Below are 23751 nucleotides of genomic sequence, written 5' to 3'. Positions count from 1 at the left end.
GCCGTACAAATTAGTTGCATTCCAAAAAAAACTGGAGGATCCCACAGGACCATCCAGCTCTGGTTGATATTATCCCTTGGGTCTGACAACAAGCGCAGCCAGGAACGAGAATATAATCGCTGCCGATATACCGGCGCTCGTAACCTTGAATATACCGGAGATGACTCCAATCCAGCCCACGTTGTGAAGCTCGGTGAGCGCTCCGTGAACCAGCGCGTTGCCGAAGGAGGTAATCGGAACGGTCACCCCGGCTCCTGCGAACTTAATGAGCGGCTCATACCAATCCAGACCATCCACTATGGCGCCAACAACAACTAGTGTAGACATCGTATGCGCCGGAGTCAGCTTGAGCACGTCGAACATTAATTGGCCGATGACGCAGATCGCTCCGCCGACGAGAAATGCCCATAGAAAAATCATCTGCCTTACTCCCTTCGTCCTATTGCTACAGCATGGGCAATACATGGTATGCTCTCGCCCTGTTGGAAGGAGAGCGGCGACAGCAGCGCCCCTGTAGCTACAACCAATATCCGCCCCAGCTCGCCCTGTGCCAGCCGCTTGAGCAAGTGACCGTAGGTTACGACCGCGGAGCAGCCGCAGCCGCTTCCCCCCGCCTGAACCTTCTGCTTCTTCACGTCATAGACCATCAGCCCGCAGTCGCCGAACACCGTCTCGTTCATCGGAACGCCGTTCTTAAGCAGCAGCTCATTCGCTATGGGATGGCCTACCGACGCCAGATCCCCGGTCACGATCAGGTCGTAATCCGCTGGAGTTCTCCCCGTATCATTGAAGTGCGATTGAATCGTATCCACAGCAGCTGGTGCCATGGCCGCCCCCATATTGAAGGGATCCTTGATGCCGAGGTCAACGATTCGGCCAATGGTAGCGCATTCGACGACGGGTCCTTCTCCCTCTGAGGACACGACGGCCGCACCGGCTCCAGTCACGGTGAACTGTGCGGTCGGCGGCTTCTGAGAGCCGTATTCCGTCGGGTAACGGAACTGCTTCTCCGCTGTGCAGTTATGACTGCAGGTACCGGCAAGCGCATAATCTGCCGAGCCAGAGTTAACTAGCTGCGCGGCAAGCGCAAGGCTCTCCATTGAAGTGGAGCAGGCGCCGAATACCCCGATATACGGGGTGCCTAATGCCCGGGCAGCGAAGCTGTTGGATATAATCTGGTTCATGAGATCGCCGCCGATATAGAATTGCAGCTGCTCCTTGTCAATGCCTGCGTGCTGCAGTGCGAAGTCTGAGGCCTGCTCCAGCAGCAGCCGCTCCGCCTTCTCCCAGCTCTTCTGCTGCATATCGAGCTCAGGATGAATGAGGTCGAAGTCAGCCGCGAGCGGGCCTTCCCCCTCATCCGGCCCAACGACCGTAGCAGCGCCGATAATGACTGGGCGTCGATCGAACCACCAGGTCTGCTTACCCATTAGCATCGCTTATTGACCCCCTGTGCCTAATATCAGATGGACGATGCCGACGAAGAATGCTGCAACAGTCCCGTACACAATGACCGAGCCCGCCAGCTTGAACATATTGCCGCCTACGCCAAGTACGAGACCCTCGCTCCGATGCTCCAGCGCTGCGGAACACATGGAATTCGCGAAGCCTGTCACTGGAACCGCAGAGCCTGCTCCCGCCCATTGCGCCAGCTTGTCGTATACCCCGAGACTGGTTAGTATGACCGAGATGAGAATGAGAACCGCAACCGTCGGATTGCTTGCATCCTTCTCGCTCATGCCCATGAGATGAACGAACATCTCCTGGATGCCTTGTCCGATGAGGCAGATTGTCCCTCCGATCAAGAAGGCTCTCAGGCAATTAAGGGTAATCGACCTCGGCGGCTCCTTCTGCTTGGCGAAGGTCTGGTATTCCTTCGGTGACATATTCATCTTCTGATACTTGTCCGTCCTGCCCGATTGTTCAGCAGCCAATCCTTCCAACCCCCTTCCATTAGATCTGACTATATTCCCTCAATTATATGGTTGCAGGGATGAACCTCTTCGATCATTATTCGTCATGCCGAGTGTTGTTATTCTTGTTCATGCCAAAAAAAACCGCTCCATCGGCAGCTAATGCCCGAAGAGCGGTCTATGGACGAGGCTGACTCGCTATGCGAGCAACGCCAGTAACAACATGAGAACTAGAAGGACATATAAAACGAGAACTGCAAGCATGAAGGTATGCAGCTCTTGCTTCTGCTGCTTCGTCAGCTTCACGGTTAATCCCTCCCTAGGCGGGCTTCTACCTATAGCTTATGCCTCTTGCCCAATTATGGAGATTGTCCACGGATAATCCGTTGCACTGACGTGCTGTACTTGTCTTAAGCCAAGCTCAGCTCCACCTCAATGTTGCCCCTTGTCGCCTTGGAATAAGGGCATACGCCGTGCGCAGCCTCAACAAGCTGCTGAGCTACATCAGCCTCTACTCCCGCAATCTTCACGTTAAGCTTAGCTGAGAGCAGATAGCCGCCATCAGCAGGATCCTTATCCAGTGATACGCTCGCCGTGACCGATGTGCTGTCAACGGACAGCTTCTTCGTACGAATAACTAGGGCTAATGCACTGTCGAAGCACGCAGCATAGCCGGCAGCGAACAACTGCTCTGGATTCGTCGCCTCTCCGCCTGGACCGCCTAATGCCTTCGGCATACGAACGTCCAAGGACAGGTTACCGTCTTCAGATACGACCTTGCCGTTGCGTCCACCCTCTGCGGTTACTGTTGCTGTGTATAGATGACTCATGTTGTCCCATCTCCTCTTGTAGTTGTTAGCTTACAGCTTGTGTGGCTGTGCAATTGTACTTGCTTGTGCAAGTATAGCTCGTCTGGCAGCAACCCGCGTTAAGACTGCAGGAGTACCTTAATATGCTTCTCAATCTGCTCAGGCGTATCCGTCGGAGCGAATCTTCTCACTACTCGGCCATCCCGGTCGACCAGGAACTTCGTGAAGTTCCACTTGATGGACTTGGACCCTAGGATGCCAGGAGCTTCCTTGGACAAGAACTGGAATAACGGATGAGCGGTCGAGCCCTTCACATCTACCTTCGCGAACATCGGGAAGGTGACCCCATGATTAATCTGGCAGAATTCAGCAATCTCTTCCTCATTGCCCGGCTCTTGGTTAGCGAACTGATTACTAGGGAATCCTAGGATCTCGAACCCTGTATCCTTGTATTCGTCGTACAGCTTCTGCAGGCCCGTATACTGAGGGGTGAAGCCGCACTTGCTGGCTGTATTCACAATCAGCATCGCCTTGCCTCGATACTCGGATAGTGGCTTCTGTACGCCCTGGAGCGTTACAGCTTCATAATCATAGACTGACATTGGATTACCTCCTTCACATCTATCACTCGCAATTAGATTGTATGCAATTAAATAACGAATGTCAACCCTCACTCTATTCCTCTAACACGAAGAAGCCGATTATCTAGCAGCATAGATGCCACTTGATAGATCCGGCTTCTTCGGATTCTTCTCTAATAACGGTCTCATCATACATCGAGTGGGTACATCTTGATCTTAAGGACAGCCTTGCGCACTAATTGCTCTTCATCTGATTCCATTAGGCAACAAGGCCGGTGCACGTCCCCAGGCAATAACACAATGAACATGCCTTCATTGAGTCTAATGAACTGCTCCCCTTGTACTTGCTGGAAGAAGAGATGATCATCCATAGCAGGCGCGTGATTAGCAGCTAATGTAAGACCATTGTCCCTTGCCCAGCCCATCATCTCATAGCCTCGAATGACATAATGGATATCCACATGCTGTATATGGCGCTCTGCATACACCTGTTCAGGTCTGCGAAGAGCCACCTCCTTCACGATGAGCCTAGCACTCTTCCCAACCTCATATTCGCCATCCTCGCAGGTCTGCCAGTCCATGGATTGCAACATCTTCAAGTCATGCTGCAGCCTCTCAGAATAGATCTCATGTTCAATCTCCCATGATGACAGCTGTCCGATAATCACTTGTGCCGCCTCCTAATTCGCCGTTCCAATGGGATATCAATGTCTAATTAGCATAACGACCGCACCCGCTACAGGTGTCATAATCATCGCCGTTCTCAGCAGCAGGCGAGGCGCACGCTTAGTGAACTTCGCTCCAATATAAGAGCCAATGATTGTACCTGCTACAACTTGAAGCAGCAGGCTTCCATCCAGATACCCGGCCTGAGTGAATCCTATGGCACCGAATAAGGCAATCGGCACAATGACGATCATCGTAGTCCCTACTGCTCTCCGAAGCGAGAATCCGAAGAAGATTAACAAGCCGAGCTGAATGAACGGGGTTGAACCAATGCCGAATACACCAGACAATAGGCCGGTGACAACCCCAGTTCCACCTGCGCTCAGCCAGAATCCGAGCTTCCTAATGTCCTCTCGACCTGCAGCAGCATCCTCCTCTGAGACCTTCATCCGAGTTCGAATCCAGATGAGGAACCCTGAGAGCAGCAGCATGCCGCTCGTCAACCAGATCAGATACTGCTCTTCAATTCCTCTGGAGATGAAGGTTCCGCCATAGGCACCTCCGGCACCGAACAATCCTACGATTAACCCCGTCCTCAAGGAAGCATTCCCTTCCTTCAGATGACTGATAGAGCCGGACAACGTCGTGAACACCATGGCTGCTATGGAAGTGCCAAGCGCAGTATGAATTGGAATGAGGAAGAGAGCTACGAGCAGACCTATGATGAAGCCGGAGCCGCCCGTCCCAGCGAACCCAAGGACAACCCCCATTATCAGCATGGTTAGGAAAATCATGCGAACTGCTCTTCATAGTGCTTGTAGAATTCAGGACGCATATCCTTAAGGTTGCGGTTATGACCATTAGCCCGAATAGACTTCAAGTAGTCTATGTTGAGCTCAGCCGTAATGACGCTCTCTACGTTAGGCTCACCTTGCTTAATAATTCCGCTTGGTGTTCCAATCATCGGTTGAATCGGACTATAGATACCGCTCTGTCCAGTGAAGGTGAAGCCATATGGGATATGCTTAGGAATGGGCAGTGCACCAATCAAGTGGCTGTTCACAACGAACAGCTGATTCTCACTAGCGCGGGCTTGCGAGAAGAGCACATTCCTCGCTCTACCCCATTCATCAAGGCACGCCGTTGGGGCAAGGATGATGTCTGCTCCAAGCCGGCTTAGTATTCTCGCTATCTCAGGGAAGGAGCTGTCGTAGCAGACGGATATGCCTATCTTGACTGAATCAATCTCGAATACGCTCAGCTTGTTACCTGGCGTTGTGATGTCCTTGTTGTAGACAAGCTCGTAGGAAGGATGAATCTTATTCTGCACATGTGTTCTGCCATCCGGCAAGAAGACGAAGGCGGTGTTATAACAGCGATCCTCACTTGAATCGTAGGCGAAGTGGGAGCCCGCAGCAATTGCTAGATTATACTCTGAAGCGAGGTTCGCACACACTTCCTTAACAGGTTCCGTATACGTCTTGGCGAATTGCTCGAAGATCAACTCCATCTCCGCATTCGTCTCTCCTGTGTATCCTTCCAACGTCATGAGCTCAATCGTGAAGAACTCGGGAAGCAGCAGCAGACTAGCTCTTTGCCGTGCCGCTTCCTCCACATGCCATCTCACGTGCTCTTCAAAATCGTTAAAGGAACTTAGCATCCTTACTCTAAACTGACTGGTAGCGATTCTCATGTACAGATACCCCTCTCGGTTCGGTTATCGGATTCAGACTGCGAAGGAACTGCGCCATCCTCGGAGAAGGCTGGCCGAACAGTTCATCCGGTCTGCCATCCCGGGTAATCCTGCCTTCCTCCATGAACAGCACACGATCTGATACATTCCTGGCAAAATTCATCTCATGGGTGACAACGACCATTGTCATTCCCTCTCCAGCAAGCTGCACCATAATCTCGAGCACCTCATGCACTAACTCCGGATCAAGCGCTGAGGTCGGTTCGTCGAAGAGGATAACCTTAGGCTGCATAGCTAACGCTCTTGCAATAGCAACCCGCTGCTGCTGTCCGCCGGACAAGCTGGTAGGATATTCATTCATCTTATCTGCCAAGCCTACCTTCTCGAGCAAGCCCCTTGCTCTGGCTTCGGCGACCAGCTTCGGGACCTTCTGCACAATACGCGGCCCTTCCGTAATATTGTCCAGAACCGTCTTGTCTGGCCACAGATGGAATTGCTGGAATACCATTCCTACATCTGTACGGAGCCAGCTCAGTCGAATGTGTGATAGAATGGTCAACTTCCCCTTAGCATTCGTCTTATAATGCACGGGCTTGCCGTCTACAGCCATCTCTCCCTCACTCGGCACCTCTAATAGATTAATGCATCGAAGGAGCGTACTTTTGCCCGCACCGCTTGGGCCAATGATGGACACCACTTGCCCCTCTTGGATATCAAGATTAATGTCCCTCAGTACCTGTCGCCCCTTGAACTGCTTGCCTAGTCCGCGAATTCGAATCACAAGATACTCCCCCTTACTTCCTATTCATGCGCAGCTTCTTCTCAATAAGCGTCTGAAGCAGCATGATGGCACTAGTCATCGTCAAGTAGACCGCACCGGCTACACCTAACGTCTCTGCTACGCTGTACGTACTGTTATACGCACGTTGAGCAGCTAGCATTAAGTCAGGCACCGTAATGATTGACACTTGAGCAGATTCCTTCAGCATGATGACACAGTTGTTAATGTATGGAGGAGTCACTAGCCGGACTGCCTGCGGAATCGTAATGCGAATCATCTTCTGCAGCGGAGTCATTCCTACCGCTTCCGCAGCTTCGAGCTGGCCCTTGTCAACAGACTGCAGTCCAGCCCGTATAATCTCTGACTTGAATGACGCAGAATTAATAGTCATTGCTGCAAGTCCAGCTGTGAATGCAGTTAAGGTTAGATTGAAGGGAGTAGCGTAATAGAGCCAGAACAAGGTGAGCATGAGAGGGGTTCCGCGAAGCACCCACACATAAGTGAAGGCAACCCCGCGAAGAACCGATAGACTTGACAGTCTGAGCAGAGCAACGAAGTATCCGAGAATCGTGGCACAGATCATCGCTAATACGGAGATTTGCAAGGTCGTCCACGCGCCGTCTAGATACAATCGCCAATAGCTGGATACAATGTCCCAATTCATAGGCATCACTCGTTTTCTATATAAGTTGGCTGTAGCTTCGCATGCACTTTCTTACTTGAATGGCTTGCCAATCCACTTCACGGCCAGCTTATCTATTGTGCCGTCCGACTTCTTCGTCTCTATGAATTCATCTAGGAATGCCCTTAGTTCAGACTCTTCCTTCCGCAGGCCAATCCCCATCTCCTTAATCGCATATACTTCGCCTACCAGCTTAAGCTTCTCGTTGCTCTTGTCATTCTTAATATAATCAGTGGAGGCGATATTCCCCGTCGCGTAGACGTCCATACGGCCAGCCTTCAGATCGGTGAATGCTTCAGCATTACCCGGATACTCCTTCAATTCCTTATAACCTCCAATGCCTTGTACGACGGTATGGGTGCCGGAACCTCCTATAACCCCAACAACCAAGCCATCAAGCTTGCTCACATCCGTCACCTTGGCATCCCCTTCCTTCGTCACTGCAATGACTCCGTCTTGACCATACGGCGCAGAGAAGTCAATGGACTTCTTACGCTCATCTGTAGCTAGCAGCCCTGACATGACGAGGTCGAACTTCCCTGACGTAAGGCCAGGAATAAGTCCTGCGAGATTGCCGGGAACGAACTCCACTTCAACACCTAGCTCCTCTGCAATCATCGTGCCGAGCTCAATATCTAATCCATCCAGCTTGCCTTGCTCATTCATGAATGTAATGGGGCGATAATTGCCTGAGGTTGCAATGACCAGCTTGCCTTTGCTCTTGATTGCTTCTAGGGCGTCGTTCTTATCAGCAGCACCTGCCTCAGCGTTACTCTCAGGCTTGTTAGTGTTGTTGCCTCCTTCATTGCTGCACGCTGTAACGAGAAGCAATGCCACCATAGTTAACACTAGAATCGTTTTCCTCATCTCCAACCGCTCCCTATGTACGTTTTTGTCTTCTACATGTAATAATATATAACATATAGTAGAGCCCAACATTGTCGTTAAGCAACAAAAACATTCAGAGGATTTGTGAACTCTTCACAATGAAAATAAGAAAAACGCAATAAAAGCCTTCCGTTCAGCTTAATTCCAAGGATATCAATTGTGAAATAAAACGAAAAGATACATGAACGATATCCCACTACGTGTTATAATATCTTACATGTGATAAAAAAGGGGGGAGTGGAGCGATGAGTGCGATAACCGTTCACAAGCTGATTACAAGCAAACCCTACTTATTCGGGGAGCAACCTGTTATAAGCGGTCGCCAAGGCCTCGATCGAATCATCACGAATGTGAACGTGATGGAAGTGCCCGATGTGTATCGCTGGGTGCGACAAGGAGACCTGCTGCTTACGACTGCCTATTCCATTAAGGACAACGAAGAAGAGCAAGAGAAGCTTATTCCTAAGCTAGCGGAAGTCGGTATCGCGGCATTAGCCATTAAGACCGGACGCTATATTAAGGAAGTTCCCTTACGAATGATAGAGATGTCCGAACAGCATCACTTCCCTATCCTTAGCCTAAATTATAATATTGGGTACTCCCAGACGATTAGTGAGGTGCTCGAAGAAATACTCAGCCACAAGACAAAATGGCTGACCGTGCTGCACGATAACATTCAGCTGCTGACTAGATCCATATTAATGGGTGAGAATATACGATCGATCGTGGAGACGATTGCTGGCAGTATGGGCGTTCAAGCCGCGCTGCTGCTTCATACGAAGGAATGTATCTCCACAGATCCCCTCATGCCGCTTGCTTGGCCTGATGGATCTATCGAGCTCGATGGAGACAAGGTATATTATCCAATTGAGAAGAATCAGGAAGTTATCGGATATCTCGTCTGCTGGAGCCTTAAGAGCAACTGGGATGAATATGCTCTCTTCGTCCAGCATGCCGTTGCTCTCTTAACACTCCAGCTGAGCAAGCAGCAAGCGCTACATGACATTGAAGACAGTCAGAGAGACCGATTCCTGAAGACATGGATACTTGGGGAGATGGATGAAGCGACCATAGTCCTTCACGCTGCGATGGTAGGGATGGAGTTGAAGAGTCAATATTATGTATGTGTTACCTCGAAGCTTGACACCGTCTCTTATAAGGAGACGGCTCGCCTCAGGTCTGCGTTCATTACGCAGGGCATCATCCTAATCTCGTTAGGGACGGAGTTGGCTCTGCTTGTCTCAGCTGAGCAGCCGCGTCTGGATGAGCTGTTCTATCGACTGCTTAACGAGCTCAGGCAGACGCTGAAGCAGCCCCTCATTCGAATGGGAATCAGTGAGAGGAAGTCATTCGGGGCTGTGCATGAAGGGTATGAGGATTCGCTGCAAGTATTGGAGCTAGGCATGATTATCTACCCGAACGAACCGATCAGCCGCTATGAGAAGCTGGGCATGTATCCGATTGTCCACCTGCTTGCTGAACAGAAGGGTATTCATCATCGGCTGACAGCACTAATAGAACCTCTGCAGCGTTATGACCACAAGAACCAATCCAAGCTGATCGAGACATTAACCGTATTCCTCCGGCAGGATGGCAATGTGAAGGAGACAGCAGCCCGGCTATTCTGCCACTATAACTCCGTTACATACAGACTGGATAAGATACAGAGCTTGCTTGGCGTTGATATGAGAGATCCTGAGACGAAGTTCCAGCTCCAGATGGCGTTAAGAGTGCTTGAATATGCGCAGCTAAGAGATAATCTTACAGATTCCAATGGATAATGTGCTTATGGCAGCCAAGCTGCGGACTAATAAGCTCAATGACATCACCATTCCGGCCATACTGAGGATTAGCTGGTGTGCCGGTTAATATCATATCTCCTGCTCTTAACGTCATCATCTCAGACAGATGTGAGATTAGCCAGTTGGCAGAGAAGAGCAGCTGGCTTGTATGATCCTGCTGCTTAAGTTCTCCATTCACCCACATCTCTAAGGTCACATCGGCAGGGTTGATGTGTGGGATAAGCGGACCAATCGGAGTCGTCTGGTCGAACATCTTGAATCTGCCCGTGTCAAGATGCGCCGTTGCTGTAATATCATTCACTAAGGCGCAGCCGGCAACAATAGAACTCACCTCTTCTTCCCGAATACGCTTCACGTCTTGACCAATCACTACTGCAAGTTCAACCTCGCAGACGAACTCCGTCAGTAGGCTTGGCAAGTAGATATGCTCAGCCCCGGTTAAGCTATCTGGAGACTTCAGGAACAGGAACGGCAATCCTTCATCTGGCAGCTCTCTCTGAGCCCGGAAGGATCGGAAGTTAGGTCCTACGCCAATTATTTTCCTTGTACTCTGGAACCAGTCCTTATGCTCCGAGCTCATAGTCCTTCCATCCCTTCATCGTACGAATATGCTGTAAGCTAGAATTAGCTTAGCCTGAATCCTCCTCATTGGTCAATCAGCAGAATCGACAATAAGCGGCTCCCAGGCTGAATGCCCGGGATACCGCTTCTATCATTGCTTACTTCACACCCTTAGCATCAAGCTGCTTGATGACTTCTGTCTTCACGTATTCTTGCAGCTTGTCTACACCTGCAGACTTCAGCTTGTCGCGATACTCCTGAAGCTTCTTGTCTACGTCATTCACAAGTCCAAGCATAAGTGGTCTGCCATATTGCTCAACAACTTGGTTAACAGCTGCCAGCTCAGACTTCACAGGATCATAATTAAGTGAGATTGAGCTAAGAGTATTCGGCTTAGCTATACCTTCGAATTCTTGCTTCAGCGCTTCAAGGCCCGACCATGCACCGTCTTCTGTCTTCATGTTAGGCTCATAACGCCAGCCCCATGAAGCAATGTCATAACGCGGTACTTCATTAAGATCTATACCAGGTGCCGGTACGACTATCGTCTTGTCATCCTTGCCTTGCGCCCAGTGACGGCCTTCAATTCCATAGGTCATCAGGTTGAAGTATCTCGGATCATTACGCAGCTTGTCAAGAACCATGAGAGAGCGCTCTGGATTAGCCGCATTCTTCGGAACAGCCATGCCATTCGTGATTGACAGCGTCGGAACGACATAGTCATGGAAGCGAGTGAACGGGAAGTAACCAAGCTCCATCTTCAGCCCCTTGCCCTTCACCTCATTGATGAAGCCGCCAGCAGCGGAAGGATTACGCCAGTATACCGCACCCTGTCCAGTCTTGACGAAGTCCCCTGCCTCTTGCTTAGAGGATAGAGTATTCGTGCTCCAATAACCCTTCTGCTGCCATTCCTTCATCTTCTTCACCCAAGCTTCATACTCCGGTGTGAAGGCGTAGTTAATAATCTCGCGCGGGTTATCATAAGATTCGGAAGCAATAGGCGAGAATTCATTAATGTAAGGCTGATAGTCATTCATCGCACGGAAGAGCTTGAATACGTTCTCGTAAGCAATCCCGTTAATCGGTGTCACTTGCTTCTTCGTCTTCACCGCGTCAAGGTAAGCCTCAATGGAAGCAAGGTCCGTCAGCTCAGGTGTACCGAGCTCTTGGCGCCAGTCTTCGCGATACACCCAGCCATCCGGGCTGTATTCTGCATAGGTGCTAGGAATAGCTAGAATCTTATTATCCAGCGTTACATCAGCCCAGTGTTCCTTAGGAACAGTCTCCCAAGTCTTAGGAGCGTACTTCGGAAGCAACTCCTTAATGTCCAGGAACGCACCTTGATTGGCCAGACGATAGAAGTCAGCCCACTGGGAAGCGAAGATCATGTCCACCTTCTCGCCAGAGGTAAGAAGCAGATTGTACTTCGTCGTCCAGTCATTCCAAGTTGTGAAGTTCAGCTTCACGGTCGTATTGAGGTCCTTCTCCAGCATCTTGTTCCACTCGTCTACAATCTGCTGCTGATCCTTGTGCGCATCACCTACTAGGTACCATACTAGTTCAACCTTCTTAGACGTATCCGGTGCACCGCTGTCTGTCTGTTCGTTCGCGGCACCCGTATTGCCTCCATTGTTGCCTGCATTTCCTTTGTTGCCATCGCCATTGCCCCCGCTGCATGCTGCAAGCAAGGAACCCATGAGCGCTACAGTCAGTACTAGCGTCATCAGTTTGAACCATTTGTTGTTTACTCTTTTCACATAGACTCCTCCTAATTAAGTATGTTACCCCTTCAATCCTTGCTCTAGCGCATAATGACTATATGTTAGCCGGACTCACCGGTACTAACCGCATGTAATCAGGGAGCTGTTGGCTATCCTTTTACAGCACCAATCGTCAGTCCCTTGACGAAGAATCGTTGAACGAATGGATACAAGAGGACAATTGGTCCTGTTGCAATGACGGCTACCGCCATTTTCAACGTCTCCGTTGGTGGGGTTACATTCGCTGATATATAAGCAGCTGCGTTCGTCTGCAAGACAGCTGAGCTTGCCAGGATCTTGTACAGCAGGAATTGAAGTGGATACTTGGATGCGGTTGTGATGAACATATTCGCTTGGAACCAATCATTCCAGTACCCTAGTGCGAGGAATAATCCGATCGTTGCTAGACCCGGCGTAGACAGAGGCAGAATCAGCGAACGATAGATTCGGAAGTCATCTGCCCCGTCGATCTTAGCGGATTCTACAATCGAGTCCGGAATTGACTTCATGAAGTTCTTCATTAGAATGATATTCCACGCACTAATGAGAAGCGGTACCACTAACACCAGATAGCTATCCTTAAGCGACAGCTGATTCACAATGAGCATATACCATGGAATAAGGCCCCCGGTGAACAGCGTCGTGAAGTAGATGAAGAATGACAGTTGATTGCGGTACTTCATCTCCTTGCGAGACAGCACATAGCCGGCCATGGAGGTCAGGAACAACCCGATAACCGTCCCAATGACAGTCACCGCAATCGTCACGCCATAGGCGCGGTAGATCTGGTCGGGCGTAGCGAATACCGCCTTGTAAGCTTCCATGGAGAGCTGGTCCGGGATGATCTTGAAGCCCTCGGCCATAATCTCCATCTCATCCGTGATCGAGCCGGACACGATTAGCCAGAACGGGATGAGACAGAACAGCGCGAGCAGCGACAGGAACACATAGCCTATAAGGTTGAATGCAACCGTGGCACGTTCTGTTTTTATTTGCACAAGATCCTCCTCCTAGAACAACGCATAATCTTCGCGAGTCTTCTTAATGATGTAGTTGACCGTCAAGATGAGAATGAAGCCGAAGAAGGACTGGTACAACCCGGCTGCTGAGCCCATACCTAGATCGAAGGAGACCGCAAGTGAGCGGAATACATACGTATCAATAATATCGGTCGCTTCATACAGCAGGCTGTTCGTGCCAATAATCTGATAGAACAGATCGAATTGACCCTTCAGAATACCGCCTAAGCTGAACAAGATAAGCAGGACGAACGTTGGAACGAGCAGCGGAAGCGTAATGTGCCTGATCTGCTGGAATATATTCGCTCCATCGATTCGAGCTGCCTCATAATAATCCTCACTGATGCTCATAATGGCCGCCAAGTAGATAATCATCCCGTAGCCAAGCCCCTTCCATAGGAAGAAGGTCGTAATAATGTACTTCCAAGGGGAGGCCGACAGATAGAAGTCGTAGTTCGGCAAGCCCAGCTGGGTAAGCATCGTATTGATGACCCCAGTGTCGAAGTTGAACAAGTTATAGACGAAGGCACCGACTAGCACCCATGAGATGAAGTAAGGCAGGAACATGAGCGATTGTGCCGACTTCTTGAACAGCTTGCCAGGAATCTGTGCCAGGAAGATCGCGCTGACTAGTTGAAGGATGTTCCCGATTAAGATGAAGGCGATATTGTACAGCACCGTGTTTTTGGTAATGTTCCACAAGACGCCTGACTTATAGAGGAATTCGAAGTTCTGGAATCCAACGAACGTGCTTCCGAACAGCCCTTCCTCGAAGCTGTAATCCGTGAAGGCATAGTAGATGCCGACCATAGGAATGTAATTGAATACGATGAAAAAAATTAGCGTCGGCAGTATCATTAGATACAACAGCCGGTTACGCCTCAGTTCCCCAAGCAAACCTGCCATGTTCTCGCCCTCCTGTTTCTTTTTCTATGGTGTTGTTGTTTCCCGTCCTGTTCAAATTGTAGGGCGAAGGGCTATTACGGACAACTAACCATAGCCGAAATGCCTCACTTTTCTAATAGGATTCGTCCTAACCTTTTCCGAACTGACTGTACTTCTGCCATCTGAGCAGCACCAGATAGCCTGATATAGCGGGATTCTAGGCTTGTAACGACAATAAAAAACCCGGACCCTGTAACTGCTCAAGGTCCGAGCCTATGGCTGCTTGCTATTCCCTGCTGCCAGCCGATCTGGCATGCTTACGATATTCAACCGGAGTAACGCCGTTCACCTTCTTGAAGGCCTTGAAGAAGTATGGGCTGTTCGAGAAGCCCGTTCGTTCAGCAACTTCCCCAATCGGCAGATCTGTCGTGACTAGCAGCTCACGGGCACTATTCATCCTAACCTCGTTAATATAGCCTAGGATGGTCTTCAACGTATGCTGCTTGAAGATTCTCCCGATATAAGTAGCTGACATCCCCAGCTCTTCTGCAATCGTATCGAGCGAGAGATTCTGGTCCGTATACTTCGTATCGACTAGATCCATGACGCTGCCGACGAGATCGTCATGCTTCGTCTTCCTCTTCTCCTCGAGCTTCGCTGCTAATTCATCGAACAAGGTATAGAACTTACGGGTTATCTCCTCAAGAGTCTCTACATGATTGTCCATCACGGTATGAAGCTGAGGCAGATGGAGCTCTCCTGCCGAGCCCGAATATTGACTAATCGTGGCAATCGTATTGTTCACCGCCAAGGACAGCTGGGAGAAGGCAAGCTGGAAGGAGACGAATGGATAATCAGCAGTCTCGCTCATCATCTCATGGAACAATCGCTTCACTTCCTCCGTCCGCCCGAGCATGAGCTCATCAATCAGCTGCTTCTCCTTGTGTGCTGGATAGCTGTATGGCTTATCAATATGCGCATGAAGCTTCTCGGCGTCAATAATGCTCTCATAGCCGTAGAAGAAGCGGTGATAGGAAGCGGATATGAGCTGATTGTACAGGGCCGGAAGACCGCTAATCCCGTCCTCGGAAGCACCGAAGACAGCCGTGACAGACAGCTTCAGCCAATCATAGACATTGAACTGCAGCTGCTTGATGCTCCGGAGCAGCAGCGAGGTCAAGTCTGAGCCAAGCAGGGACTCCCCCGTGAGGATGACGGCAATTCGGTCATCACCCATATCGACGGCGAACGCTTGATTGTCCTTCGAGAGCACTTCCTGGGCAATATTCATGATCGCGAACTTGTACAGCTTGCGATCCTCGCTGCTGAACCTCTCCACGAACTCCTGATAGCGGTCCAATCGAATATAGACCATCGCTGCCGGGCTGCCAGCTTCGATTGCAATATTATATTTCTTGAACTTGGCGTCCAGCTGGCTATCGGACTTCTTCTCCCAGCCGAGCAGGACGTTACGCATATATTCTTGGCGCAGAATGTGAAGGCTGTCACGCTGCTCGGCCTCGAGCTGATTCAGTTGTTCCAGCTTCTTATCTACCTTGACGAACAGCTTGCGTGAGATAATGTACGAGAGCAGCAAGCCAGCGAGCAGGATGGAACCTGCGATTGCAATAGTTTTCATCCTCATCTGATTAATCTGAGCATTAATCTCCCCGTATGGAAGAATGCGAATATAGCGCCAGCCCAGACTGTCTGGCTGCGTATAGGCGAAGAAGGCTTTTTTTCCCTCTATTGTCCCTCTGACATAACCGGAGGAGTTAGGCTTGCTCAGAATCTCTTGTATATAAGGCAGCTTGTCGACAGACGAGAGGATTGGATACTTCCAGCTGCTCGACATCAGTCTTCCTTCTTCATTGATGATGAAGGTATTGCCCTTGGATTGCGTGAGGAGACCGTCAATCTTCTTATGCAGATGCGTCTCTGACATATTAATGATGACGGCATTCTGCCGCGGCTGATTGGCAAGGGTGTCGAATAACAAGAAGGTATAGGTATCTCGCAGCTTCTCTTCCGGATTGCTCTTGTTGTCAACCTTCATCTGCCTCGGGATCGGCTTCAGAGCCTCGTACTTGTTCAATTGCCCGACCATCGACACCAGCTCCTGATCGATGACCTCTTCTTCCCGCTGAACACCTACAGCACTCTGTAAGTCCGAGCTGACGTAGAAGGTTCGCTGTTGAGCATTGTATACATAGATGGAGTCAATGAACGGCGATGTCGCTCGATAAGCATTCATCTGATTAATGACGTTGAACGCGTCAACGGCCTCAACCGACAGATTATTCAGCAGCTTCGTCACCTGGACATCGTTGTAGATCTGCTTCGCGAAGGAAGCCGCGGTCACCGTCATGACGGATGCGTCTTGAGAGGTCTGCTCCAGATTGCTGACGGTCTGCTCGTAGGTCTGTCTAAGCGCAATATCTTCGAAGTTCAGGTAGAGAATGGTGGATAGAATGACAATGGTAGCTACTATCGTAATCGTGAGCACGGTGAATACTCTGGCGTAGAATGATGTTGCATCTGAGCGCGTACGCGGCTTCCACAGCAATGGCATAGCTAATGAGCCCCTTCGGTAGGTGTAATGAAGTTAGCGGGAGGGTAACAATCAACTGTACAAGTATACCTGCCTGACAGGCGATTCGTAAACCCTTACAGAATGGCTCAGCACAAAAAGAAAGCTGCCCAATCGAATGGGCAGCTTAGCTTATTCATGCGATAACGCGAAGTACATCTTCCAGCTGGGGCATACCGTCTTGGGCACCGAAGGTCTGGACGGAGAGGGATGCTGACGTTACAGCTAATCTAACGATATCCTGAATAGGCTGCCCTTGCGAGAGCCCATAGGCAAGCGCTGCGTTGAATGCATCCCCTGCTCCTGTCGTGTCGACAACCTCTACTCGGGGAGCAGGGATTGTAATGAGCTTGCCATCCTCTAGGTAAGAACAGCCCTTCTCGCCGCGCGTGATGATAATCTTCGTGCCATGCCGCGCTTCCCATTCAGCCATTGAAGCTTGAAGGGACTCCTCCGAGTCAGCTGGTCTGCCGCTAATCAGCTCCCATTCCGACTCATTCGGCGTTATGTAATCGGTCAGTCGGAACAGCTCGTCTGGCAGCTGTCTGGCAGGAGCTGGATTAAGCACCGTCGTAACGCCAGCTTCCTTCGCGATCTGGAAGGCGCTAATGACCGCTTGGATCGGAATCTCCAGCTGGGCAATGGCTACCTTCGAGCTGGTTATATCCCCTTGTCTTGACCGAACATACTCGTCCGTGCATGCTTCATTCGCACCTGGTACGACTACGATGCAGTTATCTCCCTCGGTCAGAGAGATATGAGCGGTTCCCGTCGTATAGCCTTCCAGCGCTGACAGTCCGTCGAGATTAACCCCGCTGCGTCCTAGCTGCTCTTGAATCGTATGACCGAACTGATCCGTGCCAACACAGCCAATCATTCTCGTCACTGCGGTCAGCCGGCTTGCACCTAACGCCTGATTGGCCCCCTTCCCTCCAGGGATGTAATGAACGGAGTCTCCGCTAATGGTCTCGCCGAGCTTAGGCAGGCGAGGCATCTGAACGACGATGTCCATGTTGAGGCTGCCTATTACTGCAATGCCTTGTTGATTGTTCATGTTCTGTTCATCCTTTGCATCATAATTACCTTGCCTCGTTATTATCCTCTTCATCATACAGGATGATGGAAGAAGACTTCAATACTGCACCGTGGTGCTCCTCACTAGCAGGCTCATATGGGGACGTACAAGGTGAAGGTGCTTCCTGCTCCTTCCTTGCTCTCCAGCTCAATCCGCCCTCCGAGCATCTCCGCCAGCTTCTTCGAGATGGACAATCCAAGGCCGGTCCCTCCGAACAGCTGGGAGATGGTGTTGTCCGCTTGGGAGAAGGCATCAAAGATCATATGCTGCTTACTCTCTGGAATGCCGATTCCGGTGTCGGTTATCGAGAATCCCAGCCATCGGCCGGCCGCAGCGCCATCTGATGAGTCCTCTGCCGCCTGCTTCACGAAGGTGTCCAGATGGACGGCTCCTTGATTCGTGAACTTGAACGCATTGGATAACAGATTCCGCAGAATCTGGTTCAATCGCTGTCCATCCGTTGTAATCACCTCGGGAAGTCCTAGCTCCCTCTCGACCTCGAAGAGGATTTTTTTGCTATCGGCCAAGGGCTTGAAGGTCTGCTCTATAATATCAAGCATCTCCCCAAGGGCAATCTCCGAGGAATACAGCTCCATCTTCCCGGCTTCGATCTTGGACATGTCCAGGATCTCATTCAGCATACTGAGCAGCGTATCGCCGGATAATCCAATGAGCTTCGCATATTGCACTTGTTCCTCGGTCAGATTGCCCTCCTCGTTCTCTTCGAGCAGTTGAGCCAGTACAAGCACAGCGTTGAGCGGTGTACGCAGTTCGTGAGACATACTGGCAAGGAATTCTGTCTTGTATTGGGAGGCTTGCATGAGCTGTTGATTATTGTCTTGAAGCGCCTTGCCTGTCTCGAATAACTGCCGCGAAGTCTCTTCGGATATTCGGTATTGCTTCGCCAGCTTCTTGTTCTGGCTGAGCAGCTTCGACCTTCGGCCGGCTTCGAGCATGAAGTCGCGGAGCACGAAGAGGAAGAAGTAGCCTAGCACAATACTGAGCAGGAAGGTCACTGGCGCAATCTCATAGAGATACACCCCGGTAGGAATGACACCGAACGAGGCTAGGAACACGACGTTCGCAATGTTCACGGACCAGATTACGGCAGACATCTTCTTGTAGAACTTCCATTCATATCGTTCGGAGAACGTCACGGCAGCAATGACGATTAAGCTCATGACTGCCATATTCATGAATCCGACCCACGAAGCTTCATTGAGACCGAAGCTAAGCCGCACTGCGCCGACACTCAGGCCTAACAGCAGGATGAGCGGCTTGCGCTGCAGGAACATCGGAGCGACAATAATGGTCATATAACGAAGGTCGAACATGATAGTCTCGGTCAAGCGAAGCCCATTATGCATGGTTAACCAACCCGCTGTAACAGCCAGCAGCACGAATAACCATTCAAGCGCTGCAGCCGGCATGGTGTACAGCAGATGCTTGTACAGCAAGTTGGCTACATACATGAACATGAACAGCAGACTAATGTTCGCCACGAATGTACCTATAAAATGAAACGCATTGTCCAATTCTGCCAAACCGCCTTTGCAACAAAGTGAATCTATCCTTCCATTGTATCGGAAGTAGCGGCGATTGACTATGGTTTCCTGTTGGATGAGGATGATCTAATGTATACACAAACAGACTGTCCGTAATTGGGCAGTCTGTTCGGAAGAGAAGCCTTATCTATTATTCCACTTCCACGTACTGGTACTGAATTCTCCCATCTGCTAGACTGCTACTTACCTGAGGCACGGTGCCTCTCTTCCAATCTGCGAACAGAAGAATAGGCACTTGAATGGAGCCTCGAACTGGAGAGAACGTCTTCCTGCTATGAACGGCATCATATACGAAGCCTGCAGCGGCATCCAAATATCCGAAGATGGCTACGCCTCGAGGGTAGAAGCTTAAGCTGTTGCCATAGAAGGTCTCGAAGAACATGGATATATGCTGTGAATTCGTCGTACATTGCCAGCTCCAGTAATTCCCTGCCAAGTGAAGCAGATCAAGCCCACGGTAGGCTGCTCCGATATCTCGAAGCATATTCATCGAGATCCAGCCAACCTTACGGGAGTGGCTGGCCAGCCCCGGAATGAAGACACTCTTGTCCTGTGTATCAATATAGCTCGTATGGCGGCATCCATACCGACCGAGCGTCTGCTCTGCTCCAGTCTTCATATCTAGAACGAGTCTATCCTTAAGAAGACCGGTATCATGCCCGACCATATCAAGCAGCGTTAATCCGTTCACAGTATAGATATGGTAAGCATCCCAGCCTAGCAGCTCACCTGACTTCGGCTCTCCTGTCCAAGGATCCGTAGTTCCGTCCATCGTCCGGGATAGTGTGACCGCGTAATGATCCTCTAACCAGCCTGTGCTCTCGATTGTAGCCAGTGCTTGTCTTGCGAATTGCTCATATGGGTCCAGCTCAGTCCCGTTCGTATGCTTCAGAATCTCAATTCCGACTTGACAGGCAGCTAACGCCTTGACTCCCAGGTACACTTGTTCAGAGCCGTACTGAATAGCTGGAGAAGCATCATCAATCGTATTCGCACAGCCCTTGTCCGGAATACCGTTGCCTGTCGTATCACATCGTACGATGAAGTCCATGAGTTGTCTAATGAACGCCGCATGTTGAATGATGGCATCGTCCTTACCCGTTCTTCTCCAATGCGCATAAGCAAGCAAAATATAATTCGTACTCTCTTCCACTTCCATCTCATGATGATAGTATTGCTTCGTACTGTCCCCCATAACTCCCATATCATGGGACAGGAAGAGTGTACCTTCCCCCCTCTCCCCTAGAACACGGGAGCCGTCCTTGCCGAACAGAGGCCATTCCTGCAGTTGAAGCTCTAGCAGCTCCGGCCAGAGGGTCAGATAGAACGGTGCCTGAGTGTACTCCACATCGACTGTGGAGTGGAAGTAGCAGTTGCCCTCCCAGACCGTGAACCAGTCCTGTCCATTATCCCTGACCACCCACCATGTATTCATCAGCCACGAGTGCAGAGTCTGCGCCAGCAGCTTGGAGACAGGCTCTCCAAGACTGTGCCCGGCTATGATCTGATCTACCTTGTCTGAATTAAGCTTGACTTCCTCCTCATGCTGGACAGCCCAGTCTGCGACCTGCTCTATGTCCGAGAAGGTCTGTGTATACTTGAACGGACTATTCGTCCCGAGCACATTCAAGAGCGGCCGGTCATAGGCACACCATGCAAGAGACAAGCTTGTACTCGCCTCCGCCTTGCCTAGTGAGAAGATCGAGGTGAGCCTGGTTCCCTCCCACTGCCCGGATAAGACTGCTATGCGATCCCTGCAAGCCACTTCCTCTTCACGGGAACGAATAGCCTGGCTGTGATCATCTTCCTCATACGGGCGATGAATGATTGAAGTATAACTCGCGGTTATGGCATTACGCTCCGATTCATAGTGCAAGTCCATTCCGGCGCCAGACACACCTAGGAACAGCCGGCCCTCTACCCGCTCTTCGTGCTGCGCTACCCATCGGAAGGATGAGGGCAATCTATCTACCTCCAACTCCAGATATACGACCGGTACTGTACTGAACTCGTCATCTCGCGGCCGGAAGGGAATTCGCGCGGTCAGCTTGATGTGAATGCCAGTCTCTGGATCTATCCCACCCAGAGTCATCGTTGTCGCGGTCATCTCTTGATCGACGAACTCGAAGGAATCCCCTTCCTTACTCAGCGGCAAGGTGAGCACTCTGCTTCCAATCTGAACGCCTGCATGAAGTTCAATAGGAATGCCGGGATGCTGTCCATGTCGAACCAAGTATGTCTGGCGGTTAGCGGGGTCCCAAGCTATTCCTATTCGAGAACCTAGTACGGTTAGTGAATCTCCCATTAGTTGCACGATCTGTTTTCCTCCTGATAGTTCCTATATTTATAATTACATTATAGAACTGCTAGGTTAGGTCTCATGATAGATAGTATTTGGATTTTGTATGGCATTCTTTTGGACATCTCTCAGCTAATACAAGGAAGAAGACAGACCCGCAAGAGGCCTGTCCTCTCCGTTATGCCCGTATTTCTTATCTTCCAGTGACTAGCATATCGTCGAACTTCGCATTCGTGAAGCTTGCATAGTAGCCAGCATTGCCCGTGAGATATTCCGTATCCGTTGCGGTTAGCTTAGGGGCTGCTCCGCCATTCACGTAGAAGTCCAGCTTGCCGTCACTCCCGAAGACGCCCTTTAATTGGTATACGGTACCCAGGTTCCAAGTGAATGGCGTTTCCTTCAGAATCTGCGTCGAGCCGCCCTTATACTTGACGATCTGAAGCATTCCGTTATCTTGCTTGTAACGCATAACATAATAATCATTATTGTTCACATACTTGCCGACGATGCCCACATTGCGATAGGCAGACGTACCCCATGCAGATACCTTAACAGGAGCATATACGATGTAATTGCTGCCGCTGTAGCTGGAGATAAGGGTAGCCACGCCTGATGCAGCAGGAAGCTGAACCACGTCATCCTGCTGGGTCGTACTCCCGCTCCATGTCGGCTCAGTACTCAGAATAGACCAAGCTCCTGTAGCCGTCCATCCTGTGTAATTAGCATCCTCGAAGTTATCACGGAACAGCACTTGCTTGAATAATCCCATATCATCTGCGAGACTCCGGAAGAAGGAATAGTAGATCTCATCCTGCGCCGTATCATAATAGAAATTCCCATTGCTTATGTTCCAATAGCCATTCTCCGCCTTGCCGAGCACATCGCTGAATCCGACCTTCATGCGATTCTCAATGTCCGTTCTCTGTGTGCTAGAGCTTGTCCCACTCCAATCGCCCATGAAGTCAATCAGATATCGATTACCGATGCTATGATTCAATCCATGCAGGACATATCCAAGCGAATCTCTCACCCCATAGGCATCCGTTGTAGCGAACTCCTTCGCCCTGCCCAGCACGCCGACCTGATCGCCTTCCGTTGCAAGCTCTGTATACGTGAACTTACCAGTGGTGTCATAGTAGAACCTGAACGGATCCGCATAGAAGTCCGTAAGCTTCTTCCCCCTGAAGAATGGCTTGCCAGCTGTGTCATTATTATCAATGTTGTTGACATACCCGTTCACTGTCGCATTCGCGGTAAGGTTAAATGAATCGTACACGTCAGTCAAGCCTGCCGCGGACAGCTCTGTCTTGAAGGAGGCATGGTCGTAGCTGTTCAGGAACGAGCCCACGTTACTCACTCCGACAATATAGGCCCCTGCAAGGAATGAGCCAAGAACAGCCTCTGTCCAATTCGGATTGCCTTGGGGCCAGCAATTCGGATCTCCATCCATCGTGATTCGAGAAGCATCTGTCCGGAGAACTCCCGAAGCATTGTAGTCCGCTGTCACATAGGCCCCTGCCGCAAGGGCAGCCTTCGCCATCAGCAACATACGGCTCTGCTCGGCGGTTGTGAAGGCAGCCTTGAGGTCAGGCGTGTGCCAGATCAGGGCTAGTGTGATGAGATAATACTGCTGCTGTCTCATATCAATTCCCCCGTGCATATCCGGCATATGCGCCGTACTATTAAGCGTCTGCTTCACCCAGTAGACTAATCGATCCTTATAGCTGGTCGTCGTATCTCCAGCTATATAATTTCTTGCCAGTGTGAATAGGGATTGTGCACGCTTAAGTTCGCCAGCGCTTCCACCGTTCGTATTCACGAAGAAGTTCGTGAAGGAATTACTCGCGTAGCTGTACGCTTCTGTCAGTACGGTGCTGCTGGGTGCTGGGAGGCTTGAACCATAGGCGTAGACATCCTTAGCAGGAACCAAGCTAGGCAGCAGTAACGATACACTTAGAACGGCCGTTGCTGCTGACTTTTTCCATGACCATTTGGGCTGAGTCCTTTTGTTCATTCTCATAACACACCTCTTTTTCTAATTTTTGTTAGCGCTTACATATCTGTATAACAGAAGAAGCTCTCTTCTCCACATCACTCCTCTCCAGCCAGCCATATACCGGGGAGCAGCCTCTGCTCCTCCCCAGCTACTGTATTGGCTAATGCAGCTTCTCAAGCAGATTCC

At 50.4% G+C, this 23751-nt stretch carries 21 protein-coding genes; 1 reads left to right on the top strand and 20 read right to left on the bottom strand.

What is annotated here, in order from left to right:
• Positions 1-69: 69 nt before the first annotated feature.
• From spoVAE to ACFO9Q_RS08025, 11 genes are all read right to left on the bottom strand, one after another.
• Entirely contained in the window at positions 70-420 is a 351-nt protein-coding gene (gene spoVAE, locus ACFO9Q_RS08075; protein ID WP_379180542.1) for a stage V sporulation protein AE, read from the bottom strand.
• 5 nt (positions 421-425) lie between these two features.
• Positions 426-1436 (bottom strand): stage V sporulation protein AD, encoded by a 1011-nt coding sequence (gene spoVAD / locus ACFO9Q_RS08070; RefSeq protein ID WP_379180540.1) that lies wholly within the window; start codon positions 1434-1436, stop codon positions 426-428.
• A gap of 3 nt (positions 1437-1439) precedes the next feature.
• Entirely contained in the window at positions 1440-1892 is a 453-nt protein-coding gene (gene spoVAC / locus ACFO9Q_RS08065; RefSeq protein WP_379180631.1) for a stage V sporulation protein AC, read from the bottom strand.
• Positions 1893-2323: 431 nt separating this feature from the next.
• Positions 2324-2743 (bottom strand): organic hydroperoxide resistance protein, encoded by a 420-nt coding sequence (locus ACFO9Q_RS08060; protein ID WP_379180538.1) that lies wholly within the window; start codon positions 2741-2743, stop codon positions 2324-2326.
• A 98-nt stretch (positions 2744-2841) separates the two neighbouring features.
• Positions 2842-3324 carry a glutathione peroxidase gene (locus ACFO9Q_RS08055; RefSeq protein WP_379180536.1) on the bottom strand — a complete coding sequence of 161 codons (483 nt, stop codon included), beginning with the start codon at positions 3322-3324 and terminating at the stop codon, positions 2842-2844.
• Between the two features lie 167 nt (positions 3325-3491).
• Complete coding sequence (locus tag ACFO9Q_RS08050) at positions 3492-3971, bottom strand: YhcH/YjgK/YiaL family protein (protein ID WP_379180533.1); 480 nt, start codon at positions 3969-3971, stop codon at positions 3492-3494.
• Between the two features lie 36 nt (positions 3972-4007).
• Positions 4008-4763, bottom strand: a complete 756-nt coding sequence (locus ACFO9Q_RS08045) for a sulfite exporter TauE/SafE family protein (protein ID WP_379180531.1) — start codon at positions 4761-4763, stop codon at positions 4008-4010.
• Positions 4760-5662, bottom strand: a complete 903-nt coding sequence (locus ACFO9Q_RS08040) for a nitrilase-related carbon-nitrogen hydrolase (protein ID WP_379180528.1) — start codon at positions 5660-5662, stop codon at positions 4760-4762. Before ACFO9Q_RS08040 ends, ACFO9Q_RS08045 begins: the two co-directional genes overlap by 4 nt.
• The gene (locus ACFO9Q_RS08035) at positions 5637-6443 is read right to left on the bottom strand and encodes an amino acid ABC transporter ATP-binding protein (RefSeq protein ID WP_379180526.1); all 807 of its coding nucleotides are present in this window, start codon (positions 6441-6443) and stop codon (positions 5637-5639) included. The genes ACFO9Q_RS08040 and ACFO9Q_RS08035 overlap by 26 nt, the downstream gene beginning before the upstream one ends.
• 13 nt (positions 6444-6456) lie before the next feature.
• Positions 6457-7107 carry an amino acid ABC transporter permease gene (locus tag ACFO9Q_RS08030; RefSeq protein WP_379180524.1) on the bottom strand — a complete coding sequence of 217 codons (651 nt, stop codon included), beginning with the start codon at positions 7105-7107 and terminating at the stop codon, positions 6457-6459.
• Positions 7108-7158: 51 nt separating this feature from the next.
• Entirely contained in the window at positions 7159-7992 is an 834-nt protein-coding gene (locus ACFO9Q_RS08025) for a substrate-binding periplasmic protein (RefSeq protein ID WP_379180522.1), read from the bottom strand.
• Between the two features lie 266 nt (positions 7993-8258).
• Here ACFO9Q_RS08025 and ACFO9Q_RS08020 point away from each other — a divergent pair, with 266 nt between their 5' ends.
• Positions 8259-9794, top strand: coding sequence for a PucR family transcriptional regulator (locus tag ACFO9Q_RS08020; protein ID WP_379180520.1), 1536 nt, complete (start codon positions 8259-8261; stop codon positions 9792-9794).
• Here ACFO9Q_RS08020 and ACFO9Q_RS08015 read toward each other — a convergent pair.
• From ACFO9Q_RS08015 to ACFO9Q_RS07975, 9 genes are all read right to left on the bottom strand, one after another.
• Positions 9775-10395 carry a fumarylacetoacetate hydrolase family protein gene (locus tag ACFO9Q_RS08015; RefSeq protein ID WP_379180518.1) on the bottom strand — a complete coding sequence of 207 codons (621 nt, stop codon included), beginning with the start codon at positions 10393-10395 and terminating at the stop codon, positions 9775-9777. The genes ACFO9Q_RS08020 and ACFO9Q_RS08015 overlap by 20 nt on opposite strands.
• A gap of 139 nt (positions 10396-10534) precedes the next feature.
• A complete protein-coding gene (locus ACFO9Q_RS08010; RefSeq protein WP_379180516.1) occupies positions 10535-12133 on the bottom strand; it encodes an extracellular solute-binding protein in 1599 nt (532 codons plus the stop codon).
• A gap of 113 nt (positions 12134-12246) precedes the next feature.
• Positions 12247-13134, bottom strand: coding sequence for a carbohydrate ABC transporter permease (locus ACFO9Q_RS08005; RefSeq protein ID WP_379180514.1), 888 nt, complete (start codon positions 13132-13134; stop codon positions 12247-12249).
• A 12-nt stretch (positions 13135-13146) separates the two neighbouring features.
• Positions 13147-14061: an ABC transporter permease gene (locus ACFO9Q_RS08000; RefSeq protein WP_379180512.1), complete on the bottom strand. Its 915-nt coding sequence runs from the start codon at positions 14059-14061 to the stop codon at positions 13147-13149.
• Between the two features lie 265 nt (positions 14062-14326).
• Positions 14327-16612, bottom strand: coding sequence for an AraC family transcriptional regulator (locus ACFO9Q_RS07995; RefSeq protein WP_379180510.1), 2286 nt, complete (start codon positions 16610-16612; stop codon positions 14327-14329).
• Positions 16613-16766: 154 nt separating this feature from the next.
• A complete protein-coding gene (gene rbsK, locus ACFO9Q_RS07990; protein ID WP_379180508.1) occupies positions 16767-17684 on the bottom strand; it encodes a ribokinase in 918 nt (305 codons plus the stop codon).
• Between the two features lie 113 nt (positions 17685-17797).
• Positions 17798-19240 carry a sensor histidine kinase gene (locus ACFO9Q_RS07985; protein WP_379180506.1) on the bottom strand — a complete coding sequence of 481 codons (1443 nt, stop codon included), beginning with the start codon at positions 19238-19240 and terminating at the stop codon, positions 17798-17800.
• A 160-nt stretch (positions 19241-19400) separates the two neighbouring features.
• Positions 19401-21575, bottom strand: a complete 2175-nt coding sequence (locus ACFO9Q_RS07980) for a glycoside hydrolase family 52 protein (protein WP_379180629.1) — start codon at positions 21573-21575, stop codon at positions 19401-19403.
• 187 nt (positions 21576-21762) lie between these two features.
• Complete coding sequence (locus ACFO9Q_RS07975) at positions 21763-23583, bottom strand: hypothetical protein (protein WP_379180504.1); 1821 nt, start codon at positions 23581-23583, stop codon at positions 21763-21765.
• Between the last annotated feature and the right edge of the window lie 168 nt (positions 23584-23751).

This window comes from Paenibacillus sp. GCM10023252 (assembly GCF_042653305.1).
Classification (GTDB): Bacteria; Bacillota; Bacilli; order Paenibacillales; family Paenibacillaceae; genus Pristimantibacillus.
This window is presented reverse-complemented; position numbering and strand designations above follow the sequence as displayed.

Coding starts and splice junctions, on each gene's coding strand:
- spoVAE (WP_379180542.1), bottom strand. CDS start 420: ATGATTTTTCTATGGGCATTTCTCGTCGGCGGAGCGATCTGCGTCATC.
- spoVAD (WP_379180540.1), bottom strand. CDS start 1,436: ATGCTAATGGGTAAGCAGACCTGGTGGTTCGATCGACGCCCAGTCATT.
- spoVAC (WP_379180631.1), bottom strand. CDS start 1,892: ATGAATATGTCACCGAAGGAATACCAGACCTTCGCCAAGCAGAAGGAG.
- ACFO9Q_RS08060 (WP_379180538.1), bottom strand. CDS start 2,743: ATGAGTCATCTATACACAGCAACAGTAACCGCAGAGGGTGGACGCAAC.
- ACFO9Q_RS08055 (WP_379180536.1), bottom strand. CDS start 3,324: ATGTCAGTCTATGATTATGAAGCTGTAACGCTCCAGGGCGTACAGAAG.
- ACFO9Q_RS08045 (WP_379180531.1), bottom strand. CDS start 4,763: ATGATTTTCCTAACCATGCTGATAATGGGGGTTGTCCTTGGGTTCGCT.
- ACFO9Q_RS08040 (WP_379180528.1), bottom strand. CDS start 5,662: ATGAGAATCGCTACCAGTCAGTTTAGAGTAAGGATGCTAAGTTCCTTT.
- ACFO9Q_RS08030 (WP_379180524.1), bottom strand. CDS start 7,107: ATGAATTGGGACATTGTATCCAGCTATTGGCGATTGTATCTAGACGGC.
- ACFO9Q_RS08025 (WP_379180522.1), bottom strand. CDS start 7,992: ATGAGGAAAACGATTCTAGTGTTAACTATGGTGGCATTGCTTCTCGTT.
- ACFO9Q_RS08020 (WP_379180520.1), top strand. CDS start 8,259: ATGAGTGCGATAACCGTTCACAAGCTGATTACAAGCAAACCCTACTTA.
- ACFO9Q_RS08015 (WP_379180518.1), bottom strand. CDS start 10,395: ATGAGCTCGGAGCATAAGGACTGGTTCCAGAGTACAAGGAAAATAATT.
- ACFO9Q_RS08000 (WP_379180512.1), bottom strand. CDS start 14,061: ATGGCAGGTTTGCTTGGGGAACTGAGGCGTAACCGGCTGTTGTATCTA.
- ACFO9Q_RS07995 (WP_379180510.1), bottom strand. CDS start 16,612: ATGCCATTGCTGTGGAAGCCGCGTACGCGCTCAGATGCAACATCATTC.
- rbsK (WP_379180508.1), bottom strand. CDS start 17,684: ATGAACAATCAACAAGGCATTGCAGTAATAGGCAGCCTCAACATGGAC.
- ACFO9Q_RS07980 (WP_379180629.1), bottom strand. CDS start 21,575: ATGGGAGATTCACTAACCGTACTAGGTTCTCGAATAGGAATAGCTTGG.
- ACFO9Q_RS07975 (WP_379180504.1), bottom strand. CDS start 23,583: ATGAACAAAAGGACTCAGCCCAAATGGTCATGGAAAAAGTCAGCAGCA.